14 protein-coding genes are annotated in these 16,735 nt (G+C 51.2%); all 14 read left to right on the top strand.

Annotated features, from left to right (window positions below; translation table 11 throughout):
* Positions 1-104: 104 nt before the first annotated feature.
* The 14 genes from AC0KH7_RS12325 (at position 105) to AC0KH7_RS12260 (ending at position 16,604) form a co-directional block, all read left to right on the top strand.
* The gene (locus tag AC0KH7_RS12325; protein ID WP_472373759.1) at positions 105-935 is read left to right on the top strand and encodes a methyltransferase domain-containing protein; all 831 of its coding nucleotides are present in this window, start codon (positions 105-107) and stop codon (positions 933-935) included.
* A complete protein-coding gene (locus tag AC0KH7_RS12320) occupies positions 932-1,852 on the top strand; it encodes a DNA/RNA non-specific endonuclease (RefSeq protein WP_472373758.1) in 921 nt (306 codons plus the stop codon). The genes AC0KH7_RS12325 and AC0KH7_RS12320 overlap by 4 nt, the downstream gene beginning before the upstream one ends.
* A complete protein-coding gene (locus AC0KH7_RS12315; protein WP_472373757.1) occupies positions 1,767-3,026 on the top strand; it encodes a murein transglycosylase domain-containing protein in 1,260 nt (419 codons plus the stop codon). Before AC0KH7_RS12320 ends, AC0KH7_RS12315 begins: the two co-directional genes overlap by 86 nt.
* A gap of 348 nt (positions 3,027-3,374) precedes the next feature.
* The gene (locus tag AC0KH7_RS12310; protein WP_472373756.1) at positions 3,375-4,091 is read left to right on the top strand and encodes an HNH endonuclease; all 717 of its coding nucleotides are present in this window, start codon (positions 3,375-3,377) and stop codon (positions 4,089-4,091) included.
* Between the two features lie 108 nt (positions 4,092-4,199).
* A complete protein-coding gene (gene cmoA / locus AC0KH7_RS12305; RefSeq protein WP_472373755.1) occupies positions 4,200-4,925 on the top strand; it encodes a carboxy-S-adenosyl-L-methionine synthase CmoA in 726 nt (241 codons plus the stop codon).
* Between the two features lie 35 nt (positions 4,926-4,960).
* Complete coding sequence (gene cmoB / locus AC0KH7_RS12300; protein WP_472373754.1) at positions 4,961-5,959, top strand: tRNA 5-methoxyuridine(34)/uridine 5-oxyacetic acid(34) synthase CmoB; 999 nt, start codon at positions 4,961-4,963, stop codon at positions 5,957-5,959.
* 34 nt (positions 5,960-5,993) lie between these two features.
* A complete protein-coding gene (locus AC0KH7_RS12295; protein ID WP_472373753.1) occupies positions 5,994-6,899 on the top strand; it encodes a substrate-binding domain-containing protein in 906 nt (301 codons plus the stop codon).
* A complete protein-coding gene (locus AC0KH7_RS12290; protein ID WP_472373752.1) occupies positions 6,896-9,190 on the top strand; it encodes a response regulator in 2,295 nt (764 codons plus the stop codon). Before AC0KH7_RS12295 ends, AC0KH7_RS12290 begins: the two co-directional genes overlap by 4 nt.
* A 224-nt stretch (positions 9,191-9,414) precedes the next feature.
* Positions 9,415-10,398, top strand: a complete 984-nt coding sequence (locus AC0KH7_RS12285; protein ID WP_472373802.1) for an AAA family ATPase — start codon at positions 9,415-9,417, stop codon at positions 10,396-10,398.
* 16 nt (positions 10,399-10,414) lie between these two features.
* Positions 10,415-11,329: a DUF58 domain-containing protein gene (locus tag AC0KH7_RS12280; RefSeq protein WP_472373751.1), complete on the top strand. Its 915-nt coding sequence runs from the start codon at positions 10,415-10,417 to the stop codon at positions 11,327-11,329.
* Complete coding sequence (locus AC0KH7_RS12275; RefSeq protein ID WP_472373750.1) at positions 11,329-11,808, top strand: DUF4381 domain-containing protein; 480 nt, start codon at positions 11,329-11,331, stop codon at positions 11,806-11,808. The genes AC0KH7_RS12280 and AC0KH7_RS12275 overlap by 1 nt, the downstream gene beginning before the upstream one ends.
* Entirely contained in the window at positions 11,805-12,875 is a 1,071-nt protein-coding gene (locus AC0KH7_RS12270) for a VWA domain-containing protein (RefSeq protein WP_472373749.1), read from the top strand. The genes AC0KH7_RS12275 and AC0KH7_RS12270 overlap by 4 nt, the downstream gene beginning before the upstream one ends.
* Positions 12,875-14,890 carry a VWA domain-containing protein gene (locus tag AC0KH7_RS12265; RefSeq protein WP_472373748.1) on the top strand — a complete coding sequence of 672 codons (2,016 nt, stop codon included), beginning with the start codon at positions 12,875-12,877 and terminating at the stop codon, positions 14,888-14,890. Before AC0KH7_RS12270 ends, AC0KH7_RS12265 begins: the two co-directional genes overlap by 1 nt.
* Before the next feature lie 34 nt (positions 14,891-14,924).
* Positions 14,925-16,604 (top strand): BatD family protein, encoded by a 1,680-nt coding sequence (locus tag AC0KH7_RS12260; protein WP_472373747.1) that lies wholly within the window; start codon positions 14,925-14,927, stop codon positions 16,602-16,604.
* The last annotated feature ends 131 nt before the right edge of the window (positions 16,605-16,735 follow it).

Genomic DNA, 16,735 nt, shown 5'->3' with positions numbered 1-16,735 from the left:
CGATTTCTTGATAATCCCGATTATCCCACATCAAATCCCGTTTCAGACGTTGGCTGAAATGCCCTATAATATCGACTTTCAAACCACCGGAATCCAACGGCCCCATGCCCAAGCAAACCGTGCAAACCGACCGCAATTTCGACAGTCTGATCGACAAGTTCGAAAAACGGGTTTACGACACCGTCAAAGGCGACTGGCGCCTTAAACTGCTGAAAGAAGACTTGGATTTTCTGCGAAATAGCCAATATTCACCAGGCCTGGCGGATTCCGCTCAAACGTCTCTATCCAAACCCTTATCCATCTGGGATGCCGGGTGCGGTTTCGCGCAAATGGGCCAATGGTTCGCCGAAGCCGGGCATGATTTAACGCTGTGCGACTTGTCACAAAAAATGCTGGCACGTGCCCAACAAAACTTCGCCGACCAGCAACTGGAAGCTACCTTTCTGCACGGCTCGGCACAAAGCCTGGCACCCGAATTGCCCGCCTTCGATTTGGTGCTGTTTCACGCCGTTATCGAATGGCTGGCCGACCCGAAAACCGGATTGCAAACCGTCGCCGACAAGGTCAGGCCTGGCGGATATTTGTCATTGCTGTTCTATAACCGCAATGCCTTCGTCTATAACAATGTCCTCAAGGGCCGTTGGCGCTGGGAGCATATTTTGTCGGACGCCTACATCGGCAAAGGCAAAAAACTCACACCGCCCAATCCGCAATATCCGGAAGACATGATCGAACAACTCGAAGCACTCGGCTTTGAAATTCGCCAGCAAACCGGCATCCGCGTGTTTCACGATTACCTCACGCCGGAAGTGCTCGCTGACAGCGATCCGGACGAACTGCTGGCGTTGGAATACCGTTACTGCCGTCACGCCACTTACCGCCACATGGGGCGTTACATCCACTTTTTAGCCTACAAACCGGAAACCGAGTCATGACCCGATTTTCAAACCGTTCACACAAAGCCTCACAAAAACGCCTGCTCAACACCCTGTTTTCGGAGCTGTCGAAGCAGCCCAAACTGCTGCAACTGACTTTTTTCTGGCTGCCGACGCTCTTCGGCCTGTTGCTGCTCATCGGGGGTTTGAAATACGTTTACGAAGTTGAATACGCCCGGCCGAAAATGGCTTATATGGGCGTGCCAAAAACCCAGAACGACCTCCAGACCTTAACGCACGTTCTGCGCAACGACGGTTTCATGCTGGCCTATTCCGAAGCGCTGGCCAACCCGGTTTGGGTGACTTATAAGGTCACCCCCAACACCGTGCCTTACGGCAAACGGCCGCGCTTTGAAGCCGACTGGCGCTCGCTGGCGTACATCCGCCATTCCGACTACACCGGCAGCGGTTACAACCGCGGCCACATGGCGCCAAATTACGTCATCGCCAGCCGTTACGGCTTTGCCGCGCAAAAAGAAACCTTTCTGATGACCAACATCACCCCGCAAAAACCGCAGTTCAATCAGAAGATCTGGCAACGCTTGGAAGAAATCAGCGCCGATTTCTTTCCCAAACAATTCGGTGATTTCTGGGTAGTGACCGGGCCAATTTTCGATGCCGACCCGAAACGCTTCCAAAAAGCACCCATCGCCATCCCCAAAGCCTTCTACAAAATTTTCATCCTCCCGTCCGACGACGGCAAACCTCCGGTGGCGCTGGCCTTCATCATGCCGCAAACCGCCAAACCGAAAGACAGTTTGCTGAAATACGTTACCACCATCGACGCCGTGGAAGCGCAAACCGGGATTGATTTTTTCTGGCAATTGGACGATGCTATTGAACATTCACTGGAATCCAGCCAAAACCCCCAGGCCTGGTCATTATCGCAAGTCGCCAACTTGCCAAGCCGATATTGACCCGATTGACTCAATCCGCGCAACCAACCAAGGAGATGCCATGAAACGCCGCCAATTTCTCACCCTGCTGACCGCCACCGGCATGCTGTCAGGCTGCACGGGGAACGAAATCCGGCGCAGCCTGGCCTCCGCCCAGCAGTTATCGAACGGCGACGTACCGTCCGCCCTGAGTGCGCAGATTCCCTCCACCGGCGTAGCGCCGTTGGACCAGTTGGTGCGCAAGCAATTGAAAAGCATGATTCAGGAACTCGCCAAAACCTGGGGCGATGAAAAGGTCGCCACCCCGAAAGAATACGTCAAATACACCGACCAATACAAAAGCCGCGCCATCGTCAATTTCAACACCGGCCGCATCCGCGTGGAAACCGTGGACGAGAAAAAGCCCGATGCTGCCTTGAAAGCCGCCATTATCAGCACCCTGCTCACGCCGGAAAACCCGTCCAAGGTCGATTTATTGTCCGACAAAGCCGTCAAAACCGGGCAAACCCCGTTTTTGTACGACCTGGTCGTCGACCAGGACAAAAAGCCCGTCGGCACCCAGTGGCGCGCCAATCGTTACGCCGAATACCTGATGAAACACGCCTATCACGTCGATACCTACAACGGCAAAAAACGCCGTTACGTCACCTTCGACATGATTCAGGACCACAATCAGGCCCAGCAGAAACATTACGCCAGTTACGTCAACCGCCAAAGCAAACGCTTCGGCCTGGATTCGGCACTGATTTACGCCATTATCGAAACCGAAAGCTCCTTCAACCCTTACGCCATGAGTCATATTCCGGCTTACGGGTTGATGCAAATCGTGCCGCAATCCGCCGGGCGCGATGCCTACCGTTTTCTGTACAAAAAAGACGGCACGCCCACCAAGGATTATCTGTTCAAAGCGGGCAATAACATCGAAATGGGCACCGTCTATCTGCACATTTTGTTCACCCGTTATCTGTCGAACGTCAAAAACGCCAAAGCGCGCGAATACTGCTGCATCGCCGCTTACAACACCGGCAGCGGCAATGTGCTCAACGCCTTCGATTCCAACCGCGACCGCGCCTTTTCCAAAATCAACGCCATGAGCGCCTCAGCGGTCTACAGCCACCTGCGCAAAAACCTCAAATACGAAGAAGCCCGCAATTACCTCTATAAAGTCACGCAGAAAAAACGCGCTTACGTTTGAATAAGGCAGTTCTAAGAACGCTACTGCACGCGCGCCAACTGGCTACGCAAAAATATTTAGTGTACTATCAAATAACAAGACAAAAATGCCTTAGATTAAATGTGTTAATCATCCCAATTAAATTAATTTGAGGCATAACTCATAACAAATGAAGAAGGAAATAAAAAATATTTAGCAAATACACCTATCACGGATGTTGATATAAAAGAAGCAATAGATTTATTACACTGGTCTAAGGATCAAGGTTTAAAATATCTCAAGCAATCAGGCAACGGTTAAGCAAAGCAACTCAGATCGGCCACACAAAAACGCACCCCGTTAGCTTAAACATTAGATTTGGATCAATTTATGACATCAATACCGAATGAGGCAGATTTTTTTAGGTACATGGACGCACATGGACCTGAAAGAGAAGGAAGCAAAAAAAACTACTTATCTTGGCTTCGGTATGTCAACGAGCAATATACAATCGATTACGACAACCTGACTCCAAAAGGAGTAGAAAATATATTCCAACAACTAAGAAACACGCAAGGAACAAGAAAAAAATATACGTCAAATTCGTCTATATCTAATATTAAATCGGCTTTGAATAAGTATTTAGCGTTCATATCACACAATAAGAACATATCGAGTGTCTTTTTAGATATCTCTTCCATAATTGATGTAGATTCAACAGCTACAAGAACAGAAGTTGAAACTAGACTGGGACAGGGAAAATATCGCAAAGCTGTCATTGCGATATGGAAAAAATGTGCTGTAACAGAATATGACAGGGTTGATTTGCTTGTTGCGTCACATATAAAACCTTGGCACCGTTCAACAAACTCAGAACGAATTGATCCTCATAATGGATTACTTTTAAATCCAACATTAGACAAATTGTTTGATCGTGGATATATAAGCTTTACTGATGATGGGGCTCTAATGACTTCTCCTCTTCTGGAAAAACAAGATTTACAAAAATTAGGGATTTCCAACTCAATGAACCTTTACAAAGTAGAAAAAGACTGTCTTCCTTATCTAAAGTTTCATCGCGAGAACGTGTTTATCAAGAACATCTAACAAGATCTGCATCCGAACAATTTTTCCAATACACTCCAGCATCACAACTATCACTGCTTCCTACAAATCTTTTATAATAAGCCACCATCAAGCAACCCATAGGACCGGATGACTGTGAAAGACACCATTTATGCCCAGCCCCATGAAGCCGTCGGCGAATTTCAGTTCGACGAATCGGTCGTGGCCGTCTTTCCAGATATGATTCAGCGCTCAGTGCCGGGTTATCAAACCATCTTGACCGGCATCGGAGAACTGACGGCGCAATATGCTCAACCGGATTCCCAACTTTACGATTTGGGCTGTTCGCTGGGTGCAGCCAGCTTGACCATGCGCCGCAAAGCGCCGTCCGGTTGCCGCATTATCGCCGTGGATACGTCCCAGCCGATGATCAACCGCGCTCGGGAGCACATTGAAGGCTTTCATTCCGACATTCCGGTGACCTTGCAGTGCGAAGACATGACCGAGACCGTCATCGAAAACGCGTCGGTGGTGGTCATCAATTTCACCTTGCAGTTCATTGAACCGGAGGCGCGCCAGTTATTGGTTAATCGAATTTATCAAGGATTGCAGCCGGGCGGCATTTTGATTTTATCGGAAAAAATCCATTTCAATTCCGAACCGATGCAACAGGCCATCGAGCATTTGCATTTGCAGTTCAAACGTGCCAACGGTTATTCCGAATTGGAAATCGGCCAGAAGCGCGCGTCTTTGGAAAACGTGCTCATCAGCGACACCGAAGCCACCCATTTGAACCGCCTGAAACAAGCCGGTTTCGAACACGCCAACATTTGGTTTCAGGCGTATAACTTCGCGTCCTTTCTGGCCATCAAATAATTGAACGACTTGAATTTACAACGTAAAGGTTCCATGTGAAACACCATCACCAACATTACGCCAACTTCTGGCCCCAATTAGAAAAATTTCGTCTCAATCATTGGTTGACCAGCCTGCCACCGGCGTTGGATATGGCGCTGGACGCCGATGCCAACGGCAATTTGCCGCGCTGGTTGCCAGCGTTGGACCGCATTATGAAATTCCCCACTTCCGACCAGGCCTGGCTGAATCAAAGCGCCATCACCGCTCGTTCGGAAGGGTTTTCCGAGACTGACCGCGCGGAACTTACCGAGGCATTACGCGCCTTTATCCCCTGGCGAAAAGGGCCGTTTGAGATCGAAAACATCGCCATCGACACCGAATGGCGTTCAGACTGGAAATGGGATCGCGTCGCACCGCATTTGGCCCCTCTGAAAGGCCGCAAGGTATTGGACATCGGTTGCGGCAGCGGCTACCACTTGTGGCGCATGTTGGGCGACGGCGCGTCTCTGGCGGTCGGCGTTGACCCCAGTATGCTGTTTATGACCCAGTTTCTCGCCGTCAAGCATTTCCTCGGAGAGGACTTACCGGCCTATTTCCTACCGCTGACACTGGAACAACTTCCGGCGAGCCAGCAATCCGAGGTGTTCGACACGGTCTTTTCGATGGGTGTGCTTTACCATCGCCGCTCGCCCATCGACCACATTCTCGACTTGAAACGTCAATTACGCCCGGGCGGCGAATTGGTGCTGGAAACACTGGTGGTGCCGGACGATTTCGGTCAATTGCTTGTGCCGAGAGAACGCTATGCGCAGATGAACAACGTTTGGTTCATTCCATCGGTGGCCGAACTGCAACTCTGGTTGGAAAAGTGCGGCTTCAAAAACGTCCGTTGCGTGGACCTCAACCAAACCTCACTGGAAGAGCAACGTTCTACGGATTGGATGGATTGGAAATCGCTTGAAGATTTCCTCGACCCGAATGACCATAATAAAACGGTTGAAGGCTATTCTGCGCCATTACGCGCCGTGATGTTGGCGGATAAGCCTAAATAAATCCGCCGGCTTTCCTGGGCGGATTTGGTGTAGAATGAAAGGACTCAAGATTGACCGGAAACTCCTGATGATGAACCCTTTCCGCCTACTGTCAGCACTATTACTTAGCCTGCTATTGTTGGGGTGCGATTCTCAGGATGGCGCATTACTGAACCTCGGCTCGGACGACAAAAGCGACAAACCGGAACTGGTCATCTACAGCGGCATCACCATGGTGCGCCCCTTACAGCAACTGGCTTATGAATTCGAAGCCATTCATGATGTCGACGTCACCATCAAACAAGGCGCCAGTGGCTATCTTTACCGCACCTTGAAGCTGGAACGCAAAGGCGATATCTTTTTTCCCGGTTCCGACGCTTATCGCATCAAACACCAAGCCGATGGATTATTAAAAGACCACGTATTCGTTGGATACAACCGTATTGCCCTGGTGGTGCCGGAAGGCAACCCGAAACACTTAACCGACAACCTGAACCAACTGTACGACCCAGATATTTCCGTGGTGCTGTCGGCACCGGACTCCGGCGCGGTGGGCAAAAACGCTAAAGCGCTGCTCGACAAAGTTGGCATTACCGACAAGGTGTATGACAACGTCACCTACTTTACCACCGACTCGCACCGTATTTTCAACGCCATCAAAAATCGCCATGCCGACTTGGCTTTGAACTGGTATGCCACGACCAAATGGCCGGAAACCGAATTGTATGTCGACGCCATCTTGTTGCCCAAATCGCTGGCACCGCCCAAACTTCTGGAACTGAATCTGTTGTCGTTTTCCACCGAACCGGAACTCGCTAAGGAATTCATGGCCTTTGCCAGCTCGAAACACGGCCTGGAAACCTTTGCCAAATACGGTTTCCTGACCCCGGACGAATTAAAACACGCCATCGCGGCCTTACCTCCAGCGGAAAAAAACGAACCGCACAAGGCTCGCCAATGAATCGCATCAAACAAAAATTCAACAAAACCCCACGCAATCTCTTTCTGTTATTGATGGTGTTTATTTTCGGGTTCGGTTCCCAGGCCATCTTGAACTTGAGTGTCTCTAACTTTATCCATGAACTGGACATGAAAGTTAAAAATTCCGAAGTGGAAAACCTCATCGGTCAGGAGATCATTCTGGAAATCCATAAAATCGAATCCGACTTTTTCCAGATGGCGGCGTTTCCAAACAAACACCTCCGCAAAATCCTGACCGAGGACATCCTCGAACAACAACGTGAAATTGAACATTCTCTGGCTATTCTGAACGAAGGCGGTATTTACCGACACCGTTTGGATTTGAACCTGCCCAACACCGAAGAACAGTTCGAAATCTTTCAGTACACGCCACGGGTGAAAGACCACTTCTCCTTTGCACGCGCCGACATTCTGCCAAAATTTCAAATCATCAACGACAAACTCATCGAACTGACCAAAAACCTCAATCACCTTGACCGGCTGCGCCTGGAGAACAGCCCCAAACTGGCCGATGCCCTGACCAAGCTAAAACTCGAAGTCAAATTCTTCCAACCGATATTTCATCGTATTAAAGAAGACGCTAACCGAATCTTCTACCGCAACAAACTGAACTTCCAGCAAATTCAAAAGGAAGTGGACGACCAGAAAAAAGAATACCGAAACCTGCAAATCCTGTTATCGCTATCCGCTTTGATTCTTGGCTTACTTGGCTTTTGGGCACTGAGCCGCAACATCAGCAACACCACTCGCCAAATTGAAATCAACCAGGATTACACTCAGGACATTCTCGATTCTCAAACCAATATCATCATCGTCAATGATGGCACCCGTATCATCGATGCCAGTGGCGGTTTCTACCAGTTCTTCCCGGATTACCACTCTCTGGAGGAATTCGCCGAAGATTACGACTGCATCTGCGATCTGTTCGTGAAAGAAGACGGCTACATTTACAAAAAAGACGACGAAAACTGGATTGAATACCTTATCAACAACCCGCATCTTACCCACAAAGCCAAAGTGGACTACAAAGGCAAAACCACCACTTTCCAAGTTTCCGCCGTGAAATCCTATAAATACCAGCGGTTCATTATCTCAATGTTCGATATCTCCGAAAACGAACACATCAACCAAGACTTGGAAGAACAGAAAAACAAAGCCCTCGCGGCCACTCAGGCAAAAGGCGAGTTCCTGGCCAATATGTCGCACGAGATTCGTACGCCATTGAACGCCATTCTCGGTTTCATCGGTCTGCTGAAAGACAAACCGCTTGACGAAGAAGCCAAAAAATACCTCGACACCATCGACAAATCCGGCCATTCACTGCTCGGCATCATCAACGACATTCTGGATTTCAGCAAAATCGAAAGCGGCAAGCTGGAATACGACCCGGTCGAATTCGACCCACGCGTTGAATTCAATAGTACCGCCGACCTCTTCAAGGCCCGTTGCAGCGAAAAAAACATTTCGTTCTCCGTCAAACTGTCGTCAGCCTTACCATCCGGCCTGAAAACCGATATCCTGCGTGTTAAGCAAGTGCTGACCAACCTGCTCTCCAACGCCGTCAAGTTCACCAATCCGGGAAAAAGCATTTCATTGGATATCGACTATCAGGACGGCTTTCTGTTCTGCGCGGTAAAAGATCAAGGCATCGGCCTGTCTGAAGAAGCGCAGCAACGTATTTTCGAAGCCTTTTCGCAAGCGGAAACCGCCACCACCCGTAAATACGGCGGCACCGGCCTCGGGCTCACCATCAGCGCCAAATTAGTGGAAATGCTCGGCGGCCATCTGCACCTTAAATCGGAACTCGGCCAGGGAAGCACCTTCTTTTTCAGCATTCCGGCCGAGGTGGTGCAATTAAACCAATCACCGAACAGCGAGCGCCCGGAACAAACTCAGCCCTTCCATGGCCATATCCTGCTGGTGGAAGACAACCAAACCAACCAGATGCTGATGTCCGCCATCCTCAAAAAACAAGGACTGACGTTCGATATCGCCCAAGACGGATTGTTAGCCGTGGAAGCCGTTCAAAATACAGAATACGACTTGGTGCTGATGGACGAAAACATGCCGAACATGAACGGCATCGAAGCCACCAAACGTATTCGCAAACTTCCCACGATTGGCGACACCTTGCCGATTATCGCTTTAACCGCCAATGCGATGACCGGCGACCGTGAACGTTTCATCCAAGCCGGCATGAATGAATACCTCGCCAAACCCATCAACCTTGGCGAATTAAAACGCATTCTGCACAAATTCCTCGACCATTGAACAAACGTTCCCGAAACCACCAGGCCTGGGCAAAACCGATGGTCAAGATTCCTCCAAGGTTACTGAGACTTTTACTCTTTTCTCAATTGAGAAATTCGTTTATCCTCCTATAATAAAGCGCGCGAATCATAAAAGACTGAAACGTCGGCCAAGCGGGCGGACACCGCGCCACCGGAATGCCGACGGAACCGAATCAAACCCTGTTTTATCAAATGGAACGCCCAATGACCGCCACGACGACTGCGACAACCACCCTACAACAAAAAGCCCAGCAACTGCTCGACACCCTCGACCAGCAGATTATTGGTCAATCCCACCTGACACAACGCATGCTCATCGCCCTGTTGGCCGACGGGCATTTACTGGTGGAAGGGCCGCCAGGCCTGGCGAAAACCAAAGCGATTAAAACCCTCGCCAGCCTCATTGAAGGCGACTACCACCGTATTCAGTTTACGCCGGATTTATTGCCGTCCGACATCACCGGTACCGAAATCTATCGTCAAGCTACCGGTGACTTCGCGCTGCAAAAAGGCCCGATTTTCCATAACCTGATTCTGGCCGACGAAATCAACCGCGCCCCGGCCAAGGTGCAATCCGCGCTTTTGGAAGCCATGGCCGAGGAACAGGTCACGGTCGGCAAACACAGCTTGCCGCTGGAACGGTTGTTTATGGTCATGGCCACACAAAATCCCATCGAGCAAGAAGGCACCTATCCGCTACCGGAAGCACAGCTTGACCGGTTTATGATGCACGTCAAAATCGACTATCCGAATTCGGCGGCGGAAAAATTGATTCTCGATTTGGTGGAACGCGAAGCGCGTGATGATATGACCACCACCCCGGAAATGATGTCGCAAGACGAACTGTTCAGCGCGCGCGACGAAATCCTCAATTTGTATCTGTCCGAGGAAACCAAAACCTACATTGTCGAACTGGTCATGGCGACCCGTCAAGCGGAAAAATACGATGCCGAATTGGCGCGTTACATTGACTACGGTGTCAGCCCGCGTGCCACCGTCGCACTGTCGCGCACCGCCCGTGCGCTGGCCTGGCTGAAAGGACAGGACTTCGTTTCGCCGGAAGAAGTGCAAGCCGTGGTCCACGATGTGTTCCGCCACCGTTTGCTGGTCAGTTTTGAAGCCGAAGCCAACGGCAAAACCAGCGACAGCCTGGTGGACGACCTCTTAAAACTGGTACCGGTGATTTAGGGTCAAGGACATCAGCATGCCCTACGCCGCCAGCCCCTACACCCAAATGGACGACTTGATTGCCCTACGGTTTCACGTGAAACCGCGACGCCTGGCGCAGCAACAAAAACTCATTTCGGAAAAAGGCGGTTACCACCAAGCCATTCGTAAAGGCCGCGGCATGGAGTTCAGCGAAGTACGCGAATACACCGCCGGAGACGACGTGCGCCACATCGACTGGAAAGTCAGCGCCCGCACCCAGAAAACCCACACCAAAGTCTTTACCGAAGAACTGGAAAAACCCGTGGTCTGCGTGTTGGAGCAAACCCCGAAACTGTTTTTCGGTTCCCGTTCCCGTTTCAAATCCGATATGGCCTTGCAACTGCTCGCCGCTTTGGGCTGGGTCACCTTGCAACAAGGCGATCGCTTCGGCGGGCTGGTTTTCAATCATCTCGGTCATCAGTGGGTGGAACCGCGCCATCACCAAACCTCCGTGATGCAGTTTCTGCATCAAAGCCTGGCGTTGCAACAGCAACTCTCCTCGCCCGGCACTTCGTCTTCGGAACAGTGGGTAACACAACTGTCGCAACTGCAAAAACATTTGCGGCCCGGCACCCGCGTGTTTCTGATTGGCGATTTCCTGAACAGCAGCGACGCCTTCATTGAAAAACTGACCCAACTGAAGCGCCATGCCGACATCACACTACTGCATGTCTACGATCCGCTGGAAATTCATCTGCCGACGCTGGGGCAACTGAAACTGACCGACGGCGACCACGAAATGGCGCTCAATACGCTGGATGAAGCGTTTCGCGAGCAATACACCGAACTGTACGAAAATGCCTGGCAAACCCTGCATCAACAACTCGCCCCCTGGCATCTGCCGCTGGTGGACATCGCCACCGACGAAGACCCGGTCAAAGCCCTGATGGCACAAGGAATTTTTCGATAATGGACCCGAAAATCGAACAATTGCTGGCTCAAATGAACGACATCGCCGTTCCCGATCCGGTCGGGTGGTGGCCGCTGTCACAAACGCTGATTGGTTTGTTCGTCGGCATCGGCGGGATTTTGATCGGCTTAACCTGGTATTACCTGACCCAAAAACGCAACAATCGCTATCGTGAGGAAGCGCTGAAGCTGTTCGACCAGCAAATCGCTCAAGCGGACACCCCACAACAACAATTGCAATTGGCCAACAAACTGCTCAAACAGGTCGCCATCACCAACTACGGCCGCCGCCAGGTGGCCGAACTCAGCGGCCAGGCCTGGGTGAATTTTCTGCATCAGACCGCACTCTACATCAACCAGCCGGAATATCTCCAGGCCTGCCTGGAATCGGCTTATCGACCTAACCCGATTCAATCGGAAGCCGCGATTCGTGAAACGCTGGATTACGCCCGCAGCTGGATTAAAGGACACCACAAATGACCTTTAACGACTGGACGACGCTTTGGCAACAATTCGATTTTCTCTGGCCGTGGATGCTGGCGTTTCTGCCCTTGCCTTGGATCACCCGCCTGGTTCTGAAACCGGCTGCGAAACGACAGATTCCATTATTAGCCCCGCATTTGATGCAACGGCTGGAAAGCGCACGAAAAAGCACCTTGTTACAACACAAAGCCCATCCATATCGGCTCCCGCCCTGGGCGTTATTATTGTGGATACTGTTGATTCTGGCCGCGATGCGTCCGGTGTGGTTTCTGAACACCATGCCCTTTCAGGCCAGCGGTAAAGACCTGATGCTGGCCGTGGACCTGTCCGGCAGTATGGAAAAGGACGATATGATGCTCGGCGGGCACCGCGTTGATCGGTTGACCGCCGTCAAACACGTGGTGAAAGATTTCATCCAGAACCGCCAAGGCGACCGCATGGGGTTGGTGGTGTTCGGTTCTCAAGCGTTTCTGCAAAGCCCGTTGACCTATGACCTCAAAACCGTGGAAACCCTGCTCAACGAAACCGAAATCGGTATGGCGGGCAATAACACCGCCATCGGCGATGCCATCGGCATCACCCTTAAGCACCTGCACAAAGCCAAACAGGAAAACGCCGTCTTGATTCTGCTCACCGACGGCTCCAACACCGCCGGCGCGGTTCGCCCGTTGGACGCCGCCAAACAGGCCGAAAAAATGGGGCTGAAAATCTACACCATCGGCATCGGCCAGAAAGACCCGGCTGCCATCGACGACTTCCTGTTCGGCCGCGGTCACAATATGGACACCCATACCTTACAACAAGTGGCCAAACTAACCGGCGGGCAATTTTTCCTCGCCACCGACACCAACAAACTCAATGAAATCTACACCCTCATCAATCAGTTGGAATCCAGTGAACACGACGTCAACAGTTATCGTCTGCGCGACGAATTGTTCCATTGGCCGCTGGGGCTGGCCATGCTGCTGAGTTTACTGGTGGTGGTGTTTCGTGTCTATCCACAATGGCATCCACGGCGTTGGCGGCGTCAAGCAACCGCGTCAAAAACCGGAGGGCGTCAGTGATGGAAAACGCGACACTGCATTTTCTTCGTCCCGAATGGTTGTTGGCTTTGGTGCCCGCATTTTGGTTGGTTTGGAAGCTTTGGAAACAAACCGGCCGCCAAGGGGCCTGGAACGCGATTATCTCACCACGTTTCAAACCGGTGCTGCTGGGTGAAAAATCCGAAGAAAGCGTCTTCCCCTGGCCAGTCTTCGGTTTGGCGATTCTGTGGAGCATCGCCATCATTGCTCTGTCCGGCCCCAGCTGGAAACAAGTCGAAGTACCGGCGGAAAAAAACCATCAAGGCACGGTCATTTTGTTCGATTTATCGTTATCGATGTTGTCGGACGACCTCAAACCCAATCGTTTGAGCCGGGCACGCTATAAAATTCTCGACCTCCTGAAAGCCCATCCGGAATTGAATGTCGGTATGGTCGCTTATGCCGGCACCGCGCACACCATCGCACCCATTTCCGAAGATAACCAAACCTTGCTGGCGCTGACCCCCAACCTCAGCCCCTTGATTATGCCCAGTTTCGGTGCCAATGCCGTGGCCGGTTTCGAACAAGTCCAAACCTTATTCAAAGGCGCTCATGTCAAACACGGTCACATTCTGTGGGTCACCGACGATGTCGAAACCTCCGAACTCGCCGCCATCACCGAGCAAGTCAAACAACACCATTTGCAACTGAGCATTTTGGTGGTCGGCACACCCAACGGCGGGCCGATTCAAGTGCCGAATTACGGGCTGATCAAGGACGAAAACGGCAAAATTGTCTTGGCGAAAGTGCCTTTCCAACGCTTCCAGACCCTGGCGCAACAAACCGATGCCACCCTCTCGACCTTGTCGATGGAAGACGTCGACACCGCACAATTGTTGCCGAACAGCTTGAGCGGATTCGGCACGGACGATGAGTCAACATCCGACAAAACCCTCTCCAACTGGCTGGACGAAGGTGTATTCCTGCTGTGGTTGCTGGTGCCGCTGGGCGCCTTGGCGTATCGACGCGGTTGGGCCTTCTCCTGGTTAAGTGTCGGGCTGCTGGGCTTAACGCTTTCCGGTGGTCTTGTTTCACCGTCACCCGTCTGGGCGAAGGATGTCAAAACCGATGACAACACCAGCGTTACCTTGCTGGATGTGTTCAAATCACCCGACCAACAAGGCTATGAAAAATGGCTCAAACAGGATTACGACACCGCTCTGGACCGATTCGAAGACCCGCTCTGGCGCGGGGCCAGCCTGTATCGACAAGGCAAATACAAAGAAGCTGCCAAACAATTCAGTCTGGACGAAAGCGCGCAGGGCCATTACAACCAGGGTAATGCACTGGCCAAATTGGGGCAATTTGAAGAGGCCAAAAAACAATATGAAAAGGCGCTGAAAGCCAATCCAAAATTCACGAACGCGCAAAAAAACCGTGATTTAATGGATCAGATTCTCGAAGTTCAAAAGCAGCAAAAAGCGCAGGAATCCGGGGAAAAACAACGCCAAGGCCCCAACAAACAGCAACCCGACCAACAAGGTCAGCCCAAGCCGCAGGAGAATGACAAATCATCCGATAACAGCCAACCGTCGCCCAACGCCCAGTCGAATCAAAACGGTGAAAGTGGCCAAAGTGGCGAAAACGGGCAAACCCAACCCAATGGTCAATCGCAAAACAGCGATTTAAACGAACCTTATCAACCCAAGCCTTCGGAAAAGGCCTCGGACCCAAAATCACCAGGCCTGGGCGAAAAAGATGAAACCGCAGAACCGAAAACCGAAGGCGATTTGCAATCCAAAGAAGGCGGTGAACAACCAAAACAGCCCAAAGAACCCGGTCAGGAATTGGGGCAAGGGCTGTCCGAATCCGACGACGAGCCAAACGGCGACGGTAAAGCGCTGACGGCCCAGCAATCCGAAGAGGAGCAGGCGCGTCAAAACTGGCTGAAACAGATTCCCGATGAACCGTCTCTGTTTCTGAAGCGCAAATTTGAATATCAATACCAGCAACAAGGTGGCCCATCGAATCCTAAATATGAGGATAAAATGTGGTAACGCCCGATATGACTGAAAAACGAAACGGTAACACATGATGACACAACCACACTCACGCCGACCTTTGAAAAAGGTGATCCTGATTACCCTGGCACTGATTTTTATCCTGTTGGTGACCAGTCAGGCTTTTGCGCGTGGTTTAACCGCGCAAATCGATCATCAGGACGCCGAAATGGGGGATATCATCACCCTGGTGGTGAAAACCGATTTCCAGACCTTTGACTCACCCGATTTTCACAGTCTGGACGATCAGTTCGACGTGTTGGGCACTCAGCGCAGTAGCCAGATTCAAATCGTTAACGGCAACTATCAAGCCTATTCCCGCTGGGATGTCCGTCTCACGCCAAAACAAGCCGGCGACTTGGTGATTCCACCGTTCAATGTCGCCGGTGTGCTCAGCGACCCAATCGTATTGCATGTCTCGGAAGCCCCAAAATCGGATGCTCGTCAGCTTGGCAGCAGCTTTCTCGAATCCAGCGTGAACATCACCGAACCCTATGTCCAGCAAGAAGTGTTGTTCACACTGCGTTTTTACCACCTCGGCCAATTCCTAAACGGCAATATCCGCCCGCCGAGTTTCGACCACGCCATCACACAAAACATCCGCAACCAGTTCAATTACCAAAAACGCATCGGCGGTAAGCTCTACGAAGTGTACGAATGGACCTGGGCCTTCTATCCGCAGAAAAGCGGCCAGATGACCATTCCACCGCAAAGCTTCAACGGCCGAATTCAATACCGAGGTGTGCTGAAGCTGGTGCAGGACAAGACCCAGTCGATCGAACTGAATGTCCAACCGCAACCGGACACCTATCCGGCGCAATCCGCTTGGTTACCGGCCAAAGACATTCGCCTCACCGAAGACTGGCAAACGTCCAATCCGATTCGGGTCGGCGACTCCATCACCCGAACACTGACCCTGCAAGCGGATGGACTCTTAGCCTCACAACTGCCGGATTTCCAATTCAAAGAGCAAGCGCATTTTCATATTTATCCCGATCAGCCGCACACCAATAACCAAACCACCGAAAAGGGCATGCAAAGCCAAAAAGTGGAAAAGGTCGCCATTGTTCCCACTGAACCAGGTGACATCCTATTACCGGAACTGACATTGCACTGGTGGAACACGGCGAAAAATGCCCTGGAAACCATCACCCTGCCATCCAAAACCCTGACGGTATTACCGGCATTAAAATCCCAAAACAATACCTTTAATACCAAACCCTTACCGGAAACGCATGAAACCGTTTCACGTGAAACACCGACAACGCATTCAAGCACTTGGTCGGTTTCCTGGTTCACCGTTTTGCTGTTGGGGTTGTGGTTGATAACGCTTTGGTATGCGCTGAAATGGCGTCGGGCAATGCAACGCCTCTCCGCCAAACAGGTCACAGAACCGCAAATGAAAAACGACCAGGCCTGGTCAAAATCGCCGGAAATCGACAAAGTATGTCAGGAAGGCCAACAAGACGCCAAATCACTGTACCGCGCCGTTTTGGCCTGGCAACAACAGGCATCCATTGAAAGCAGTGAACGTTTGTTAACGGACTTACAACGCCTTAAGGCGCACCTGTATCATCAGGAACCGCTGACGCCGCAAACCTTGACCGACATTTGCACGGAAATCAAGCGCCTGCACAGCCAAGCGCAAAGCGCGCCAGCCAAAACCGGTTCCGGCCAAAAACTGGAACCGATTTATCCAAACGAATCTTAGCCCGAATGTTTCATGAATTTGTGCTGAGATTGCGCGGAACATTGGTTTCACAAGGAAATTTTCGAAGAAGTGTCGTATCCGTGATTACGACCGACTGAGAAAATATTTCTTGTGGAATCAAGGAGCAAGCA

This window comes from Hydrogenovibrio sp., assembly GCF_965140365.1.
Classification (GTDB): domain Bacteria; phylum Pseudomonadota; class Gammaproteobacteria; order Thiomicrospirales; family Thiomicrospiraceae; genus Hydrogenovibrio.
This window is presented reverse-complemented; position numbering and strand designations above follow the sequence as displayed.

Bases quoted from the DNA above. Each gene is read 5' to 3' on its own strand.
- AC0KH7_RS12325 (WP_472373759.1), top strand. From the start codon at position 105: ATGCCCAAGCAAACCGTGCAAACCGACCGCAATTTCGACAGTCTGATC.
- AC0KH7_RS12265 (WP_472373748.1), top strand. From the start codon at position 12,875: ATGGAAAACGCGACACTGCATTTTCTTCGTCCCGAATGGTTGTTGGCT.
- cmoA (WP_472373755.1), top strand. From the start codon at position 4,200: ATGACTGTGAAAGACACCATTTATGCCCAGCCCCATGAAGCCGTCGGC.
- AC0KH7_RS12310 (WP_472373756.1), top strand. From the start codon at position 3,375: ATGACATCAATACCGAATGAGGCAGATTTTTTTAGGTACATGGACGCA.
- AC0KH7_RS12270 (WP_472373749.1), top strand. From the start codon at position 11,805: ATGACCTTTAACGACTGGACGACGCTTTGGCAACAATTCGATTTTCTC.
- AC0KH7_RS12320 (WP_472373758.1), top strand. From the start codon at position 932: ATGACCCGATTTTCAAACCGTTCACACAAAGCCTCACAAAAACGCCTG.
- AC0KH7_RS12290 (WP_472373752.1), top strand. From the start codon at position 6,896: ATGAATCGCATCAAACAAAAATTCAACAAAACCCCACGCAATCTCTTT.
- AC0KH7_RS12295 (WP_472373753.1), top strand. From the start codon at position 5,994: ATGAAAGGACTCAAGATTGACCGGAAACTCCTGATGATGAACCCTTTC.
- AC0KH7_RS12285 (WP_472373802.1), top strand. From the start codon at position 9,415: ATGACCGCCACGACGACTGCGACAACCACCCTACAACAAAAAGCCCAG.
- AC0KH7_RS12275 (WP_472373750.1), top strand. From the start codon at position 11,329: ATGGACCCGAAAATCGAACAATTGCTGGCTCAAATGAACGACATCGCC.
- AC0KH7_RS12280 (WP_472373751.1), top strand. From the start codon at position 10,415: ATGCCCTACGCCGCCAGCCCCTACACCCAAATGGACGACTTGATTGCC.
- AC0KH7_RS12260 (WP_472373747.1), top strand. From the start codon at position 14,925: ATGATGACACAACCACACTCACGCCGACCTTTGAAAAAGGTGATCCTG.
- AC0KH7_RS12315 (WP_472373757.1), top strand. From the start codon at position 1,767: ATGCTATTGAACATTCACTGGAATCCAGCCAAAACCCCCAGGCCTGGT.